At 63.1% G+C, this 15,342-nt stretch carries 17 protein-coding genes; 10 read left to right on the top strand and 7 right to left on the bottom strand.

Annotation, left to right across the window (positions count from 1 at the left end; translation table 11 throughout):
• A complete protein-coding gene (trpB, locus tag EN885_RS28515) occupies nt 1-1,251 on the bottom strand; it encodes a tryptophan synthase subunit beta (protein ID WP_128243705.1) in 1,251 nt (416 codons plus the stop codon).
• 85 nt (nt 1,252-1,336) lie between these two features.
• The gene (locus EN885_RS28510; protein WP_128243704.1) at nt 1,337-1,996 is read right to left on the bottom strand and encodes a phosphoribosylanthranilate isomerase; all 660 of its coding nucleotides are present in this window, start codon (nt 1,994-1,996) and stop codon (nt 1,337-1,339) included.
• A 109-nt stretch (nt 1,997-2,105) separates the two neighbouring features.
• Here EN885_RS28510 and EN885_RS28505 point away from each other — a divergent pair, with 109 nt between their 5' ends.
• Nucleotides 2,106-2,324, top strand: coding sequence for a hypothetical protein (locus EN885_RS28505; protein ID WP_095484458.1), 219 nt, complete (start codon nt 2,106-2,108; stop codon nt 2,322-2,324).
• A gap of 9 nt (nt 2,325-2,333) precedes the next feature.
• On the opposite strand, the gene EN885_RS28500 is transcribed toward EN885_RS28505, so the two are convergent.
• From EN885_RS28500 to EN885_RS28485, 4 genes are all read right to left on the bottom strand, one after another.
• Nucleotides 2,334-3,092, bottom strand: a complete 759-nt coding sequence (locus EN885_RS28500; RefSeq protein WP_095484457.1) for a M48 family metallopeptidase — start codon at nt 3,090-3,092, stop codon at nt 2,334-2,336.
• 99 nt (nt 3,093-3,191) lie between these two features.
• Nucleotides 3,192-3,680: a DUF2852 domain-containing protein gene (locus EN885_RS28495; RefSeq protein WP_095484456.1), complete on the bottom strand. Its 489-nt coding sequence runs from the start codon at nt 3,678-3,680 to the stop codon at nt 3,192-3,194.
• Nucleotides 3,681-3,797: 117 nt separating this feature from the next.
• Nucleotides 3,798-4,940: a benzoate/H(+) symporter BenE family transporter gene (locus tag EN885_RS28490; protein WP_128243703.1), complete on the bottom strand. Its 1,143-nt coding sequence runs from the start codon at nt 4,938-4,940 to the stop codon at nt 3,798-3,800.
• Between the two features lie 4 nt (nt 4,941-4,944).
• Nucleotides 4,945-5,709 carry an alpha/beta hydrolase gene (locus EN885_RS28485; RefSeq protein ID WP_128243702.1) on the bottom strand — a complete coding sequence of 255 codons (765 nt, stop codon included), beginning with the start codon at nt 5,707-5,709 and terminating at the stop codon, nt 4,945-4,947.
• A gap of 211 nt (nt 5,710-5,920) precedes the next feature.
• On the opposite strand from EN885_RS28485, the gene infC reads away from it, so the two are divergent.
• From infC to pheT, 8 genes are all read left to right on the top strand, one after another.
• Nucleotides 5,921-6,457: a translation initiation factor IF-3 gene (gene infC, locus EN885_RS28480; protein ID WP_095484453.1), complete on the top strand. Its 537-nt coding sequence runs from the start codon at nt 5,921-5,923 to the stop codon at nt 6,455-6,457.
• Nucleotides 6,458-6,608: 151 nt separating this feature from the next.
• Nucleotides 6,609-7,253 (top strand): isoprenylcysteine carboxylmethyltransferase family protein, encoded by a 645-nt coding sequence (locus tag EN885_RS28475; protein ID WP_128243701.1) that lies wholly within the window; start codon nt 6,609-6,611, stop codon nt 7,251-7,253.
• Nucleotides 7,254-7,398: 145 nt separating this feature from the next.
• Nucleotides 7,399-8,055 (top strand): isoprenylcysteine carboxylmethyltransferase family protein, encoded by a 657-nt coding sequence (locus EN885_RS28470; RefSeq protein WP_128243700.1) that lies wholly within the window; start codon nt 7,399-7,401, stop codon nt 8,053-8,055.
• 176 nt (nt 8,056-8,231) lie between these two features.
• On the top strand, nt 8,232-8,435 hold the full coding sequence (gene rpmI, locus EN885_RS28465; RefSeq protein ID WP_006201248.1) for a 50S ribosomal protein L35: 204 nt from the start codon (nt 8,232-8,234) through the stop codon (nt 8,433-8,435).
• Between the two features lie 38 nt (nt 8,436-8,473).
• Complete coding sequence (gene rplT / locus EN885_RS28460) at nt 8,474-8,875, top strand: 50S ribosomal protein L20 (protein ID WP_006201247.1); 402 nt, start codon at nt 8,474-8,476, stop codon at nt 8,873-8,875.
• 95 nt (nt 8,876-8,970) lie between these two features.
• A complete protein-coding gene (gene pheS, locus EN885_RS28455) occupies nt 8,971-10,056 on the top strand; it encodes a phenylalanine--tRNA ligase subunit alpha (RefSeq protein WP_095484450.1) in 1,086 nt (361 codons plus the stop codon).
• A complete protein-coding gene (locus tag EN885_RS28450; protein ID WP_095484449.1) occupies nt 10,053-10,490 on the top strand; it encodes a GFA family protein in 438 nt (145 codons plus the stop codon). Before pheS ends, EN885_RS28450 begins: the two co-directional genes overlap by 4 nt.
• Nucleotides 10,487-12,895 (top strand): phenylalanine--tRNA ligase subunit beta, encoded by a 2,409-nt coding sequence (gene pheT, locus EN885_RS28445; RefSeq protein WP_126103979.1) that lies wholly within the window; start codon nt 10,487-10,489, stop codon nt 12,893-12,895. The genes EN885_RS28450 and pheT overlap by 4 nt, the downstream gene beginning before the upstream one ends.
• 303 nt (nt 12,896-13,198) lie before the next feature.
• On the opposite strand, the gene EN885_RS28440 is transcribed toward pheT, so the two are convergent.
• Nucleotides 13,199-14,194 (bottom strand): aldo/keto reductase, encoded by a 996-nt coding sequence (locus tag EN885_RS28440; RefSeq protein ID WP_128243699.1) that lies wholly within the window; start codon nt 14,192-14,194, stop codon nt 13,199-13,201.
• Between the two features lie 96 nt (nt 14,195-14,290).
• Here EN885_RS28440 and EN885_RS28435 point away from each other — a divergent pair, with 96 nt between their 5' ends.
• Entirely contained in the window at nt 14,291-15,181 is an 891-nt protein-coding gene (locus EN885_RS28435; protein WP_095484445.1) for a LysR family transcriptional regulator, read from the top strand.
• Nucleotides 15,182-15,342 lie beyond the last annotated feature (161 nt).

Here is a 15,342-nt window from a genome sequence, read left to right as displayed (position 1 = left end):
TCAGATCTCCATGCCCAGCATATTGGCCACCGTATGCACGTCCTTGTCGCCGCGGCCGGACAGGTTGACGATGACGATCTGGTCCTTGTCCATGGCGGGCACGATCTTCACCGCATGCGCGATGGCATGGGCGGATTCGAGCGCCGGAATGATGCCTTCGACGCGCGTCGTCAGCTGGAACGCCTCCAGCGCCTCGTCATCCAGGATCGGCACATAGTCGACGCGGCCTGAGTCGCGCAGCCAGGAATGCTCCGGCCCGACGCCCGGATAATCGAGGCCGGCCGAGATCGAATGCCCGTCCATGATCTGCCCGTCGGCGTTCTGCAGGAGATAGGTGCGGTTGCCGTGCAGCACGCCGGGCGCGCCGGCGCTCATCGAGGCGCAATGCTCGATGCCGTCGAGGCCGCGGCCGCCGGCCTCGATGCCGATGATGCGAACCTCTTTGTCATCAAGGAAGGGGTGGAACAGGCCGATGGCGTTGGAACCGCCGCCGACGCAAGCGATAATGGTGTCCGGCAGCCGGCCTTCCTGCTCGAGGATCTGTGCGCGCGCCTCGGTGCCGATCACCGACTGGAAGTCGCGCACCAGCTCCGGATAGGGGTGCGGGCCGGCGGCAGTGCCGATCAGGTAATAGGTATCCTCGACATTCGTCACCCAGTCGCGCAGGGCCTCGTTCATGGCGTCCTTGAGCGTGCCGTGGCCTGCTGTCACCGGCCGCACCTCGGCGCCGAGCAGCTTCATGCGGAAGACGTTCGGACTTTGCCGGGCGACGTCGGTTGCGCCCATATAGACGACGCACGGAAAGCCGAAACGCGCTGCCACCGTGGCCGACGCCACGCCGTGCTGGCCGGCGCCGGTCTCGGCGATGATGCGCTTCTTGCCCATGCGCTTGGCCAGCAGGATTTGGCCGAGGCAATTGTTGATCTTGTGCGAGCCGGTGTGGTTCAAATCCTCGCGCTTGAAATAGACTTTCGCACCGCCCCCGAGGCCCTTCGCCGCGGAAACCTCACGAAGATGCCTGGTCAGGCCTTCGGCGAAATAAAGCTTCGACGGCCGGCCGGCATAGTGGGTCGAAAGGTCAGTCAGCTCAGCCTTGAAATCCGGATCGTCCTTGACCTCGTTCCAGTGCCGTTCCAGGTCGAGGATCAGCGGCATTAGCGTTTCGGCAACGAAACGACCACCGAAGATGCCGAACATGCCCTGTTCGTCGGGTCCGGTGCGGAAGGAATTGGGTATCGCCGGCTTGTCCATCGCCGATCTCCTACTTCTTGTTTGGAGCATGTCCTTGTCGGAAAACCGGTTTCCACGTTTCCGGGACATGCTCCGGGTTCTATCCTCAGGCGGCGCGATTGTCGCGTGCTGCCCTGACGGCCCGGAAAAACTGTTCGATCAGCGCCGGATCCTTGACGCCCGGCGCGCTTTCCACGCCCGAGGAAATGTCTAATCCGGACGGGTTGGCAAGCCGAAGGGCATCGCCGATGTTGGCGGCGTTGATCCCACCGGAAAGCATGTAATCGACGCCTGCGTCAAGGCCGGCCAGAATGCGCCAGTCGAAGGCAACGCCGTTGCCGCCCGGCAGTTCCGAACCCTTCGGCGGCTTGGCGTCGAACAGGAAGCGGTCGGCAACGCCGATGAAGGGTTTTAACCGCTTCAGATCGACAGCCTCGCTGACCGACAGCGCCTTCATCACCGGCAGGCCATAGCGCGCCTTCAACTCGACCACCCGCTCGGGCGTTTCCGAACCATGCAGCTGCAGCATGTCCGGGCGCATTTTCCCGACGATTTCATTCAAAAACGCGTCGCTGGCGTCGACCGTCACGGCAACCGCCTTGGCCTTGCCGATTGCCGCTTCGCGCAAGCGGCCGGCTTCCGCCGGCTCGACATAGCGCGGGCTTTTGGCAAAGAAAATAAAGCCGACATGGCTGGCGCCGCCGGCCAATGCCGCGGCCAATGCCTTGTCGGTCTTCAGTCCGCATATCTTGATGTCGAGCGCCATGGCGCGGGATTGGCACGAAACGGCAAAAGAGTCGAGAAAAAGCGCATGTTTGCCACCAGCGCGGAACGCGCTACCTTACTTCAGACAGTACAGGCGGGAGCAAACAAGCATGGCAGACCAAACCGTCGCCCAACTAAGGCAAAAGATCGCCCAGGCCCACGAGGTCATCGCTCATCTGATGGACAAGGCCGCCTTCAACGGCGCCGAGGCACATCGCGCGCTGGCCTATTTCAGCAACGATGCCTTCGAGAAGAATTTCTTGCCATGGCCGCGCCATACCGACGAAGGCTTACGTCCCGAAGAGCTGAACGCCGCCAACGACGATTGATCGGGCGATCTACTCGAACATGATCGCTTGCAGCGCGCCGCCATTGCGCTTGAGCCAATCCTTGCAGCGCTCGGTGTCGGGGCAAAGCTGCTCGCACAATTTCCAGAATTTCGGGCCGTGGTTCATCTCCTTGAGATGCGCCACCTCATGCGCGACGAGATAGTTTATAACAGGCGATGGCGCCATCATGATGCGCCAGGAGAAGGACAGATTGCCGTCGGAGGTGCACGATCCCCAGCGGCTCGACGTGTCCTTGAAGCGGATCGCCTTGGCGCGCTTGCCGACCGCGCCTGTATGCTTGACCACCAGCGCCTCGATCTCGCGCTTGGCTTCGCGCTTGAGGAAATCGGCGATGCGGCGCGGCAGGTGCACGCGATCGCCGTGCACGATCATCAGCGGACCGCGCTCGTCGCGCGACAGCGTGACGGTCCCGCGTTTCGAAGGCTCATGAACGATGCGATGCGGCACGCCGCGCACCGGTACCTTGATGCCGGGCCGCACCTGCGGCCGGTTGGGCACCTTGGCCAGCCGCTGCTCCAGCCAGTCCTGATGGCGGTCCAGGAATTTTTCGACTTCGCCACGGCGCAAGCCCGGCGGCACGGTGATGCGCAAGCCACGGCCGCCGGAATCGATGCGCAGCGTCAGGCGCCGCGCCCGGTCGCTCTCGACGATCTTAAGCGGCAGCGTGCGGCCGGCAACACAATGCTCTCGCTCCACGACGGGGGCGGGCCTGGGTTTGGTCAGGTTGCGGAAGAAGCCGAATGACATGGGGCGACGATACGTGATTCGAGGAAAACGAATAGAACATAAAAGAAACGGCGCCGCTGACGCGACGCCGTTTTTTGATTATTTATCGGGGCAAGTGCCTTACTCGTCCAGTAGGCCTGGCGTGGATTTGCCACCGCGTTTGCCGGTCCCCGTCGAGCCGGTTGATCCACCGGTTGTAGGCGACGTCGACTTGTTGCGGTTCGCCATGAAGCGGTCGAACTCTTCCTGGTCCTTGGCGCGACGCAGTTCCCTGGCATATTCGTCGAACTCGCTCAGCATCTCGTCGAGCTTGCGGCGCTCTTCATTGAGCCGCTCGAGTTCCTTTTCGCGCCAGTCGTCGAAAGCGACGTTGCCGGTGCGGGCGGAGCCGTGGCCCCAGCGCGCCGCTTTGTCGGAACTGCGGCGGCAGCCGGCGAAGATGCCGTCGGTGGCGCGGTTGACGTCGCGCTTGAAGCCTTCAAGCCGGTCGCCCCAGATGATGTAGGCGAGCATGGCGAGGCCGAGCGGCCAGAACACCATGAAGCCGATCACCATCAGTGCGATGGTTGCCGGCGTCCAGGCCGGACGGATCAATGCAGATGTGTTCATTTTCTCCCAATCCTTCAGTTGGAGACAGCCAATCCCGGCTGCGTGGAATCGAAATGGGAAGGGAAAAACGGCGATTCAAGACAGTGTCAGCCAAAACCGGACAAGCAGCTGAAATGATTATCGCTTTTTGAGAGTCTCAAGGAAAAGGATGACCAGGCCCGCAATCAGGCCCCAGAACGCCGCGCCGACGCCGAACAGCGTCAGCCCCGAGGCGGTGACGGCAAAAGTGACGGTGGCGGCCATGCGCTCGCCGTCTTCCTTCAAGGCGATCGACAGCGCGTTGGCGAGCGGTGCCATCAGCGCTAGTCCGGCAACCAGCACGATCAGGTTCTGCGGCAGCACGGCGAAGATCGCCACCAGCGAGGCGCCGAAAATGGCGAAGACGAGATAGGCAAGCGCGTAGAAGGGACCGGTCTTCCAGCGCTCGCCCGGATCGGGATGGACGTCGGGGCCGGTGCAGATCGCCGCCGAGATCGCCGCCAGATTGGTGGTCGAGGCCCCGAATGGCGCCGACAGCAGCGAAAGCAGGCCGGTGACACCGATCAGCGGGCCGGGTTCTGGGTGGTAGCCCGCGGCCCTCAGCACGGCGAGGCCGGACAGGTTCTGCGAGGCCATGGTGACCAGATAAAGCGGCAGCGCCAGGCCGATGATCGCCGTGACGGTGAACTGCGGCGCAATCAGCGTCAAAGTCGAAAGCTCCGGCGTCGGCAGGCCACCGACCCGGCCGGTGAGGAAGGCGGCAGCGCCGCCGCCGATCAGCACCGCCAGCACCGAGAGCGCCGGATTGAACAGGCGGATGACGAAGAAGGCGGCGATCAGCGGCAGGATCAGCCACGGGTCGGCGGGAATGGCCTTCACCGCGTTGATGGCGAAGGTGACGACGATGCCGGCAAGCATTCCCGACGCGACCGAGGCCGGTATCCTGGCGATCAGCTTGGTCAAAGGCCTGAACAGGCCGGTGGCGATCAGCAAAATCCCGGTGACTATGAAGGCGCCGACAGCCTCGCCGATTGAAAAGCCGCTCGATGCCGCGATCAGCGCCACCCCCGGCGTCGACCATGCCGCGATGACCGGCATCCTGGTGCGCCATGACAACCACAGGCTCTCGATCGCCATGGCGAGGCAGATCGCCGTCACCCAGCTCGCGGTTTCGACCTGCGTCGCGCCGACCGCCTTGGCGGCGGCGATGACGATGGCCAGCGTGCCGCCGAAGCCGACGATCGCCGCGACGAAGGCGGATACCGGAATGGAAATGCGCATGTCTCTAGCCCGCCTGCCGCACCATGGCGTCGACCGCCCGCACCAGCATGTCGAGGTCCTGCGGCCGCGACAGGCGGTGATCGCCGTCGGGGATCAGCGACAGCGTGACGTCGTCGGCCGGCAGCAGGCCGACCAGTTTCAGCGCATGGCTCGACGGCACGTCGGCATCGGCCAGCCCTTGCAATATGTGGACGGGGCAATGGGTGTCGATCGGCCCGGTCATTGTCAGGTTGTTGCGGCCGTCCTCGATCAGCGCTCGGGTGTAGACGTAAGGCTCGGCCGAATAGTTCGACGGCTCCTCGAAAAAACCCTTTTTGGCAAGGTCTCGCTTCTGCGCTTTGGTCAGCGCCGGCTCGACCATCTCGGCGGTGAAATCCGGCGCCGGAGCCAGAAGCACCAGGCCGGCGATGCGGTTCTCGCCTGCCTTGTGCAATTCCTGAACCATGCGCAGCGCGATCCATGCGCCCATCGACGAGCCGACCAGGATTTGCCTGCCTTGTGTGAAATGGCGAAAGACAGCGAGGCTCTGCGAAAGCCATTTCGAGATGGTGCCGTCGGCAAAGGCGCCACCCGATTCGCCATGGCCGGAATAATCATGGCGCAGGAAAGCACGACCTTGCCCGCTCGCCCATTCCGACAGCTTCTCGGCCTTGGTGCCCAGCATGTCCGACTTGTAGCCGCCGAGCCAGACAATGCCTGGTGCAGCACCCGCAGCGCGCCTGACAGCGATGCTGGTTCCGTCGACGTCGAGAAAAATCGGTGCGGTCATGGCTAACTCCTCAGGCAGGTCTTTTGGCACGGCTGGCGGTTCAACGAAAAGCGCTCGGCAAGTTTCTTCGTTTGGTGCAGGCTGCGGTCAGGGAACAGGTGATTTCCTGTGAACGCTGTGCTATTGACTCCGGCCGCGCGCTCACCACATTGGCGCGTTCACAAATCTGAACTGAAAATCCTGAACGAAACGGCTCAAGGAGACCACGACCATTCGCAGACCTTTCAAAGCAACGGCGCCCACCAAGGAGGGCCCGCGCTCCAACCGTGACATCCGGGTCCCCCGGGTCCAGCTTATCGACGCCGAAGGCCAGAACCACGGCGATGTCTCCATCAACGACGCATTGCTGCTGGCCGAAGAGGCTGGGCTCGATCTGGTCGAGATATCGCCCAACGCGGTGCCGCCCGTCGTAAAAATCCTCGATCTCGGCAAGCTGAAATACGCCAACCAGAAGAAGGCGGCCGAGGCGCGCAAGAACCAGAAGGTCATCGAGATCAAGGAGATCAAGATGCGCCCCAACATCGACAGTCATGACTACGAGACCAAGATGAAAGCCGTCCGGCGGTTTTTCGAAGAAGGTGACAAGGTCAAGCTGACATTGCGCTTTCGCGGCCGCGAGATGGCGCATATGGAACTCGGCATGCAGCTTCTGAACAAGGTTCGCGAGGAAGTGGCGCCGATCGCCAAGGTCGAAGCCGAACCGAAGCTCGAAGGCCGCCAGATGATGATGGTGCTGGCACCCCGCTAAAAGCGATTCCGTCAAAGCAAAGGCCGCTTCGGCGGCCTTTTGTTTTTGTTTTTGTCTTCGCCATGATTTCTCCGCAAGTTGCCCATGATTTCTCCGCAAGTTGCATCGACAAGGAACCTGGTTGCCGGTCCTCGCGGCAAAGGATTGTTCCATGGCCGCTGCGGCACGTTCTCCGATCGAAAAGTCGTTCGACGAAATGGGCCGCTATCAGCGGCGCCGGCGCATCCTGCTGGCGCTGCTGGTTGGCGTTTTTTGCGCTTTGCTGATCTTCGGCGGCTCCGCGCACGATGAGCTTGGCCACGAACGCATAGAGGGGCAGTACGGCGTCGCCCTGATACTGATCGGGATCGGCGGCCGGCTCTGGTCGATCCTCTATATCGGCGATCGCAAGTCGGCCGAAGTGGTTGCTACCGGCCCATATTCGGTGATGCGCAACCCCTTGTATTTTTTCTCTACCGTAGCGGCCGCCGGCATCGGCGCCCAGACCGGCAGCGTGATCGTCTCGGTGGCGTCGGCGGTTTTGTGCGCGGCCGCGTTCTACATCGTCACGCTGCGCGAGGAACGGCATTTGACGACCGTGCTCGGGGCGCCGTACAAGGACTACCTCGCCCGGGTGCCGCGGTTTTTTCCCAATCCCCGGCTTTTTCGCGATCAGGCTAAGGTCACCTTCACACCGCGCGTCTTCAATCACACGCTGCGCGACGGCTTGATGTTCCTGGCTTCCATACCGTTTTTCGAACTCATCGAGTCCGGACAGGAAAGCGGTGTAATTCCCGTCCTCTTCTGGCTGTATTGAGCTGCGGATGCCGGCAAAAGAGGCGACATGCATTAAATACGCCTGAATTATCCTGCAAAGGCGTCCCGGCGATCGGCGGGGCGCCTGTTTTCTTAGCCAGACGCTGCGATCGCCGGCAAAGTTCCTCGACGATCGGATTCCCGACATGCTCAATGAAGTTAAATCGGCGCAGGCCGAACAAGCGCAGGCCAAGCGTGCGCTGGGCAGCTACCAGCACGCGCGCAGGATGGTGCTTGCCGTGCTCGTGCTCGTCATGTTCGTGGCGCTGCTGTTCGGCCAATCTGCCTTTCCTCCCGAAAGCGTGCCGCACGAAACGATCGAAATGGTCGGCATCCTGCTGATCTTTCTCGGCATTGTCGGGCGTTTGTGGTCGACGCTCTATATCGGCGGACGCAAATCCTCCGAGGTGGTCACCGGCGGACCCTATTCGATTACCCGCAATCCGCTCTATGTCTTCTCCTCGATGGCTGCCGCCGGCGTCGGCGCGCAGATGGGCTCGATCACCGCGACGGTAGGCTTCGCGGTGATTTGCGCCGCCGCCTTTCATGTCGTCATCCTGCGCGAGGAGAAGTTCCTGAAGGAGGCGCTCGGCACTCCATTCCAGGCCTATGTGGCGCGGGTGCCGCGCTTCTTCCCGAAGCTTTCGCTGTATCAGGAAGGCGACACCGGCAGCTTCAAGCCGCGCCTGCTGCGCACGACGCTGCTGGACGGATTGGTGTTCCTCGTTGCCTTGCCGTTTTTCGAGTTGATCGACGGCGCCCAACAGTCGGGCATACTGCCGGTGCTGTTCCGTTTCCCATGAGCGCTGGTGTTGCTGAGCACTGGGTGTTGCGCGCCGGCCCGCTTTGACGTATAGGACCGCCGTTCCCAAAAACCGCCCGGCAGGGCATGCCGTGGCGGTTTCATTTTCTTTTTGGGCTTTGGTCGGCCTGAAGCGAACAAAAAGCGCGATGATGCGCATATAAACGGAGTAGCAAAATGCCCAAGATGAAGACCAAGTCAGCCGCCAAGAAGCGGTTCAAGATCACAGGTACGGGTAAAGTCCTGTCGGCTGCGGCCGGCAAGCGTCACGGCATGATCAAGCGTTCCAACAAGTTCATTCGAAATGCCCGCGGCACGATGGTTCTGGCTGAACCGGATGGCAAGAAGGTCATCAAGAATTTTCTGCCGAACGGCCTCTAAGGCATTCGGTCTGGACAGCGTTTTAAGGAGATCATGACATGGCACGCGTAAAAAGAGGCGTCACCTCGCACGCCAAGCACAAGAAGGTCCTGAAAGCCGCCAAGGGTTTTTACGGCCGTCGCAAGAACACCATCCGCATCGCCAAGCAGGCGGTGGAAAAGTCGCTGCAGTATGCCTACCGCGACCGCAAGAACCGCAAGCGTTCGTTCCGCGCTCTGTGGATCCAGCGCATCAATGCCGCGACCCACGAGCATGGCCTGACCTATGGCCGCTTCATCGACGGCCTCAACAAGGCCGGCATCGAGATCGACCGCAAGATCCTGTCGGATATGGCCATCCACGAGCCGCAGGCATTTGCCGCACTTGTGGCTAAGGCGAAGGTCGCGCTTGAATACCTCAAGAACACCACGCCGAACGCTTTTGAAAGCGCTGTCGCCTAAGCCAGCGCTTCCCAAGCATTCGCAATTCTGATTTTGGGGAACCCGCGCTGGCACGGCTGGCGCGGGTTTTCTTTGCTTCCAATCGAGTCTGAAACATGAGTGACATGGAAACTCTCGAAAATTCCCTGATGACCGACATTGCGTCGGCCGCCGACGAGCAGGCGATCGAAGCCGTGCGTGTTTCAGCGCTCGGCAAGAAGGGCTCGGTCTCAGAAATGCTGAAGACGCTCGGCTCGATGAGCGCAGAAGAGCGCCAGATAAAAGGCCCGGCTATCAACGGCCTCAAGAACCGCGTCACCGAGGCGCTTACAGCGCGCCGCGCCGAGCTGAAGGACGTGGCGATCGCAGCCAGGCTCGCGGCGGAAAAGGTCGATGTGACGCTACCGGTGCGGCAATCGCCGGCCGAGCGCGGTCGTATCCATCCGATCAGCCAGGTCAGCGACGAGATCGCCGCGATCTTCGGCGATCTCGGCTTTGCCATCGCAGAAGGTCCCGATATCGAGACCGATTATTACAATTTCACCGCGCTGAATTTCCCGGAAGGCCATCCGGCGCGCGAGATGCACGACACCTTCTTCTTCCAGTCGGACGAGAAGGGCGAGCGCAAGCTGTTGCGCACCCACACCTCGCCGGTGCAGATCCGCACCATGGAGGCGCAGAAGCCGCCGATCCGCATCGTCATTCCCGGAAAAACCTACCGGCAGGATTCCGATGCCACACACTCGCCGATGTTCCATCAGGTCGAGGGTCTGGTGATCGACAAGACAGCCAATGTCGCCAACATGAAATGGGTGCTGGAGGAGTTCTGTAAGGCCTTCTTCGAGGTGCCACAGGTCAAGATGCGCTTCCGGCCGTCCTTCTTCCCGTTCACCGAACCCAGCATGGAGGTCGACATCCAGTGCGACCGTTCGCGGCCGGGCGAGGTGCGCTTCGGTGAAGGCTCCGACTGGATGGAGATCCTCGGTTGCGGCATGGTTCACCCCAATGTGCTGAGATATGGCGGGCTCGATCCCGACGAGTATCAGGGCTTTGCCTGGGGCATGGGCATCGACCGCATCGCCATGCTGAAATACGGCATGCCGGACCTGCGCGCCTTCTTCGACGCCGATGTGCGCTGGCTGTCGCATTACGGCTTCCGGCCGCTCGACATGCCGACGCTATTCGCAGGCTTGAGCGCATGACAGCGGCCCACACCGGCGGCTGCCGCTGCGGCGCCGTGCGGTTCGAGGCTTCGGCCGAACCGCACCATGTCAGCTATTGCCATTGCGGCGATTGCCGGCGGGCCAGTGGCGCGCCGGTGTCGGCCTTCGTCGGGTTCCTGACTGAGCAGGTCGCCTTTACGGGCAAGGCGCTGAAGATGTTCGAGAACGGGTCGGTGACGCGCTCCTTTTGCGGTGTCTGCGGCTCGCCGATCGCCTATGTCGACGAGCGGCTGGCCGACCACATCTATTTTATGCTCGGCGCCATGGACATGCCGGCCTATTTCAAGCCGATGCACCACGCCCATGTACGCGAGCAGCTTCCCTTCGTGCACATGCCGGACGACTTGCCGCGCCATCTGAAGACCAGCGTGCCCAGGCCTGACGGGCAAAGACCAGACGGAACACAGTCATGAAATTCACTCTCTCCTGGCTCAAGGACCACCTCGAGACCGACGCCTCGCTGGCCGAAATCGTCGAGCGGCTGACCTCGATCGGCCTCGAAGTCGAGCATGTCGACGACAAGGCGAGCCTGAAACCCTTCGTCATCGCCAAGGTGCTGACGGCGGTGCAGCATCCCGACGCCGACCGGCTGCGCGTGCTGACCGTCGACACCGGCGACGGCAGGCCGCCGGTGCAGGTTGTCTGTGGAGCGCCGAACGCCCGCGCGGGCCTGATCGGCGCCTTTGCAGCGCCTGGCACCTATGTTCCCGGCATCGACGTGACGCTGACGGTCGGCAAGATCCGCGGCGTCGAAAGCCACGGCATGATGTGCTCCGAGCGCGAGCTCGAGCTTTCTGACGAGCATGACGGCATCATCGACCTGCCCGAAGATGCGCCGGTCGGCACCAGCTTCGCCGCCTATGCCCATCTCGACGATCCGCTGATCGAGATCAATTTGACGCCGAACCGGCCGGATGCGACCAGCGTCTATGGCATCGCCCGCGATCTGGCGGCGAGCGGGCTCGGCCAACTTAAGAGCGCGCCGGTCGAGGCGATCCCCGGCAAGGGCGAGACGCCGGTCAAGGTGACGATCGAAGCGCCGGAGCTGTGCCCCGGTTTTGCGCTGCGCCTGGTGCGCGGCGTGAAGAACGGCCCGTCGCCGAAATGGCTGCAGCAAAGGCTGATCGCCATTGGTCTGCGGCCGATCAGCGCGCTGGTCGACATCACCAATTATGTCACCTTCGACCGCGGCCGGCCCTTGCATGTGTTCGACGCGAACAAGGTCGCCGGCAACCTGGTCGTGCGCCGAGCGCGCGACGGCGAAAAGGTGCTGGCGCTCGACGGCCGCGAATACACGCTGACGCCTGATATGTGCGTGATAGCAGACCAGGACGGCGTCGAGTCGATCGCCGGCATAATGGGCGGCGAGCATTCCGGCTGCGACGAGAACACCACTGACGTGCTGATCGAATCGGCACTTTGGGACCCGATCACCACCGCCCGCACCGGCAGGACGCTCGGCATCATCAGCGACGCGCGCTACCGCTTCGAGCGCGGCGTCGACCCTGAATTCATGGTGCCCGGCGTGGAGCTGGCGACCAGACTGGTGCTGGATTTCTTGGGCGGCACGCCGACCGAAACCGAAGTCGTCGGCTATGCCGGCCATGTCGAGAAGATCGTTTCCTTCCCGCTGTCGGAAGTGAAGCGGCTGACCGGCATCGAGGTGCCGAGGGACGAGAGCCTCGGCATCCTGAACCGCCTCGGCTTCAAGCCGGAAGGCGCGGGCGATGTCGTCAATGTGGCGGTCCCGTCCTGGCGGCCGGATGTCGACGGCAAGGCCGACCTGGTCGAAGAGGTCATGCGCATCCATGGCGTCGACAATATCGCGCCGCAGCCGCTCGGCGCCCATGATGCCGTCAACGCCAAGATCCTGACCGTGCTGCAGATCCGCACCCGGGCGGCCAAGCGGGCGCTGGCGGTGCGCGGCATGATGGAGGCCGTCACCTGGTCGTTCATTCCGGCAAAACATGCCGAACTGTTCGGTGGCGGCCAGACCGCGCTGAAGCTCGCCAATCCGATCGCCGCCGACATGTCGGACATGCGGCCGTCGCTGCTGCCGGGCCTGATCGCCGCCGCCCAGCGCAATGCCGACAAGGGCATCGGCGATGTCGCGCTGTTCGAAGTGTCGGGCACCTATGAAGGGGACGGCGCCGACCAGCAGCGACGCGTCGCTGCCGGTGTGCGGCGCGGCACGGCCAAGCTCGACGGCTCCGGCCGCAATTGGGCCGGCAATTCGGGTCCGGTCGGTGTGTTCGACGCCAAGGCCGACGCGATCGCCGCGCTCGAAGCCTGCGGCGCGCCGGTCGAGCGGCTGCAGATCGAGGCCGGCGGGCCGGCCTGGTATCATCCCGGCCGTTCCGGCACGATCAGGCTCGGGCCTAAAGTCATTTTGGGGACATTCGGCGAATTCCATCCGAAGACGCTGGAGGGGCTGGATGTCTCCGGCCCGCTTTGCGGCTTCGAGGTTTTCGTCGACGCCGTGCCCGAGCCGAAGGCTAAGCCGACGCGGACAAAGCCGAAGCTGGAACTGTCCGCCTTCCAGGCGGTCAAGCGCGATTTCGCCTTTGTCGTCGACAAAGCGGTCCAAGCCGCCACGCTGACCCGCGCCGCCCTTGCCGCCGACAAGAAGCTGATCACCAATGTCTCGGTCTTCGACGTGTTCGAAGGGGCGTCGCTGGGTGCTGCCAAGAAATCGATCGCCATCGAGGTGTCGATCCAGCCGGTGGAGAAGACGCTGACCGACGAGGATTTCGAGGCGCTGGCCAAGCGCATCGTCGAGAATGTGCACAAGCAGACCGGTGGCGTGCTGCGAGCATAAATTTGGAAACAAGAAGGGGCGCCGCGCCGGCTTTTGCCTTCTCCCCTTGTGGGAGAAGGTGGATTGGCGCGCAGCGCCAAGACGGATGAGGGGTGTTGGACGGAGTGCGGCGGTGCCAAGCTGGAGCACCCCTCATCCGTCGCCTTCGGCGACACCTTCTCCCACAAAGGGAGAAGGGAGAGCCGCGCGAGGCTGGACGGCGGCGAGACAAGCGGCTCGCCCCGGATGAGGGGGGCGAACTCAAGCCTGAAGCGATTGCCCTAGCCGAAACCGCCTCCTTTGAATTTTCATCCAGCCCGCCGTTTATCCGTTGACCAGCGCCAGCGCCGCTTCGGTGTAGCGCTTGCCGACCACCTTTTCCGGCGAAAGGGCGTCGCCGATGGCCGCCACCTCGGCTTGGCTCAGCGCGATCTGTGCCGCTGCCGCGTTCTGCTCCAGATGGCGGATTTTTCGCGCGCCGGGGATCGGCACGATGAAATCGCCCTGATGCAGCACCCAGGCGAGCGCCAGTTGCGCCGGCGTGACGCCCTTCTCGGTTGCCATCCTCTCCAGCGTGGCGATAACGGCCGCATTGGCGGCCATGGCGTCGGCCTGGAAGCGCGGCAGGGTGAGGCGCCAGTCGTCGGCGCCGAGGGCTTCGGGCTTGGCGATCGTGCCGGTCAGCAGGCCGCGGCCGAGCGGGCTGTATGGGACAAAGCCGATGCCGAGCTCGCGGCAGACGGCAAACACCTCTTCTTCCGGATCGCGGCTCCACAGCGAGTATTCGCTCTGCACGGCTGATATCGGATGCACGGCATGCGCCCGGCGAATGGTCGCCGCACTAGCCTCCGACAGGCCGAGCGCGCGCACCTTGCCCTCGCGCACCAGCTCGGCCATGGCGCCGACCGTATCCTCGATCGGCACGTTGGGATCGACACGATGCTGGTAGTAGAGATCGATCACCTCGACGCCCAGCCGCTGGAGCGAGGCTTCGGCGACCGCCTTGACGTGTTCGGGACGGCTGTCGACGCCAGCCATGCGCTCGACGCCGTTGCCTTCCTCAAGAATCTTAAAGCCGAATTTTGTCGCGATCGTCACCTGATCGCGCACCGGCTTCAACGCTTTGCCGAGCAGGGTCTCGTTCTCGTAGGGGCCATAGACTTCGGCCGTGTCGAAGAAATTGACGCCGATCTCGACGGCGCGGCGCAGCGTGGCGATCGCGTCGGCCTCAGGCTGACCGCCATAGACGAAGCTCATCCCCATGCAGCCGAGGCCGACCGGATAGACGTCAAGTTCATTTCCAAGCTTGCGGGTTTGCATCACGCGTCTCCTTGTTGTGATGCGACGGAAATAGCGTCTTGCATCGCGTTCGATAATCGGCTCTCATTCGCACGGGTTGTTCTAAAGAATAGATCAATGAACCGAACCTATCTTTCCCAACTCGCCGTGTTGGCAACCGTCGCCCAATGCGGCAGCTTTCGCGGTGCGGCCAGGGAGCTCGCCGTCGCGCCTTCGGCGGTCAGCCACGCGATCTCCAGTCTGGAAGCGCGGCTCGGCGTTCGCCTGCTGGCGCGCAGCACGCGCAGCGTCGCCCCGACGGAGGAGGGCGCGCAATTGCTGGAGCGTCTGCGCCCTGCGCTGTCGGAGATCGACCTTGCACTGGAATCGGCGGTCGAGGCGCGCGACCGGCCGGCCGGCAATCTCAGGCTCACCGTGCCGCGCACCGCGGCCCATCTGGCGCTGACGCCACGGCTCGGCGCCTTTGCCGCGGCCTATCCGGACATCGTGCTGGAGATCGTCATCGAGGATCGCTTCACCGACGTCGTCGAAGGCGGCTTCGACGCTGGTGTCCGGCTCGGCGAAAGCCTGCAGCGCGACATGATCGCCGTGCGCATCGGCCCCGACATTCGCGGCGCCGTGGTTGGCGCGCCGTCCTATTTCCGAACCATGCCAGAGCCACGGCATCCCAATGATCTCGCCGGCCACCGCTGCCTCCGGTTTCGTTTCTCCAGCGGCATCCTCTACCGCTGGGAATTCGAGAAGGGCGGCGAGGAAATCGAGCTCGCCGTGCAAGGGCCACTGATCCTCGACGAGGATCATCTGATCGCCAATGCGGCGGTCGATGGCGCCGGGCTTGCCTTTCTGTTCGAGGACTATGTGCGCGAGGCGATTGCCGATGGCAGGCTCATTCGCGTGCTGGAGGATTGGTGCCAACCCTTCGACGGTTTCTTCGTCTACTACCCGAGCCGCCGCCAGATGCGGCCGGCACTCAGGGCGTTTGTCGATTTCTTCAAGATGAGCGGATAAGAGCTGCCCAGGCAGGCATGTGGAAGTACCCCCACCCTAACCCCTCCCCACAAGGGGGAGGGGGACTCTCGTAGGCGCTGACCACGGCAAATAGCGGATGTCTCGGCACCAGCGATAAATAGAAGGCGCGCGGCAGCGTCCCTCTCCCCCTTGTGGGGAGG

It is taken from the genome of Mesorhizobium sp. M6A.T.Cr.TU.014.01.1.1 (genome assembly GCF_004022765.1).
In the GTDB taxonomy this organism is placed as follows: Bacteria; Pseudomonadota; Alphaproteobacteria; order Rhizobiales; family Rhizobiaceae; genus Mesorhizobium; species Mesorhizobium mediterraneum.
The sequence above is the reverse complement of the archived record's forward strand: the minus strand, read 5'-3'. Positions and strand labels throughout refer to the sequence as shown.

Excerpts from the sequence above, each read along its gene's own strand:
- pheS (WP_095484450.1), top strand. The coding sequence starts at position 8,971 with ATGAGTGACATGGAAACTCTCGAAAATTCCCTGATGACCGACATTGCG.
- rplT (WP_006201247.1), top strand. The coding sequence starts at position 8,474 with ATGGCACGCGTAAAAAGAGGCGTCACCTCGCACGCCAAGCACAAGAAG.
- EN885_RS28435 (WP_095484445.1), top strand. The coding sequence starts at position 14,291 with ATGAACCGAACCTATCTTTCCCAACTCGCCGTGTTGGCAACCGTCGCC.
- EN885_RS28500 (WP_095484457.1), bottom strand. The coding sequence starts at position 3,092 with ATGTCATTCGGCTTCTTCCGCAACCTGACCAAACCCAGGCCCGCCCCC.
- EN885_RS28440 (WP_128243699.1), bottom strand. The coding sequence starts at position 14,194 with ATGCAAACCCGCAAGCTTGGAAATGAACTTGACGTCTATCCGGTCGGC.
- EN885_RS28470 (WP_128243700.1), top strand. The coding sequence starts at position 7,399 with ATGCTCAATGAAGTTAAATCGGCGCAGGCCGAACAAGCGCAGGCCAAG.
- EN885_RS28490 (WP_128243703.1), bottom strand. The coding sequence starts at position 4,940 with ATGCGCATTTCCATTCCGGTATCCGCCTTCGTCGCGGCGATCGTCGGC.
- rpmI (WP_006201248.1), top strand. The coding sequence starts at position 8,232 with ATGCCCAAGATGAAGACCAAGTCAGCCGCCAAGAAGCGGTTCAAGATC.
- pheT (WP_126103979.1), top strand. The coding sequence starts at position 10,487 with ATGAAATTCACTCTCTCCTGGCTCAAGGACCACCTCGAGACCGACGCC.
- trpB (WP_128243705.1), bottom strand. The coding sequence starts at position 1,251 with ATGGACAAGCCGGCGATACCCAATTCCTTCCGCACCGGACCCGACGAA.
- EN885_RS28505 (WP_095484458.1), top strand. The coding sequence starts at position 2,106 with ATGGCAGACCAAACCGTCGCCCAACTAAGGCAAAAGATCGCCCAGGCC.
- EN885_RS28485 (WP_128243702.1), bottom strand. The coding sequence starts at position 5,709 with ATGACCGCACCGATTTTTCTCGACGTCGACGGAACCAGCATCGCTGTC.
- EN885_RS28510 (WP_128243704.1), bottom strand. The coding sequence starts at position 1,996 with ATGGCGCTCGACATCAAGATATGCGGACTGAAGACCGACAAGGCATTG.
- EN885_RS28450 (WP_095484449.1), top strand. The coding sequence starts at position 10,053 with ATGACAGCGGCCCACACCGGCGGCTGCCGCTGCGGCGCCGTGCGGTTC.
- EN885_RS28475 (WP_128243701.1), top strand. The coding sequence starts at position 6,609 with ATGGCCGCTGCGGCACGTTCTCCGATCGAAAAGTCGTTCGACGAAATG.
- EN885_RS28495 (WP_095484456.1), bottom strand. The coding sequence starts at position 3,680 with ATGAACACATCTGCATTGATCCGTCCGGCCTGGACGCCGGCAACCATC.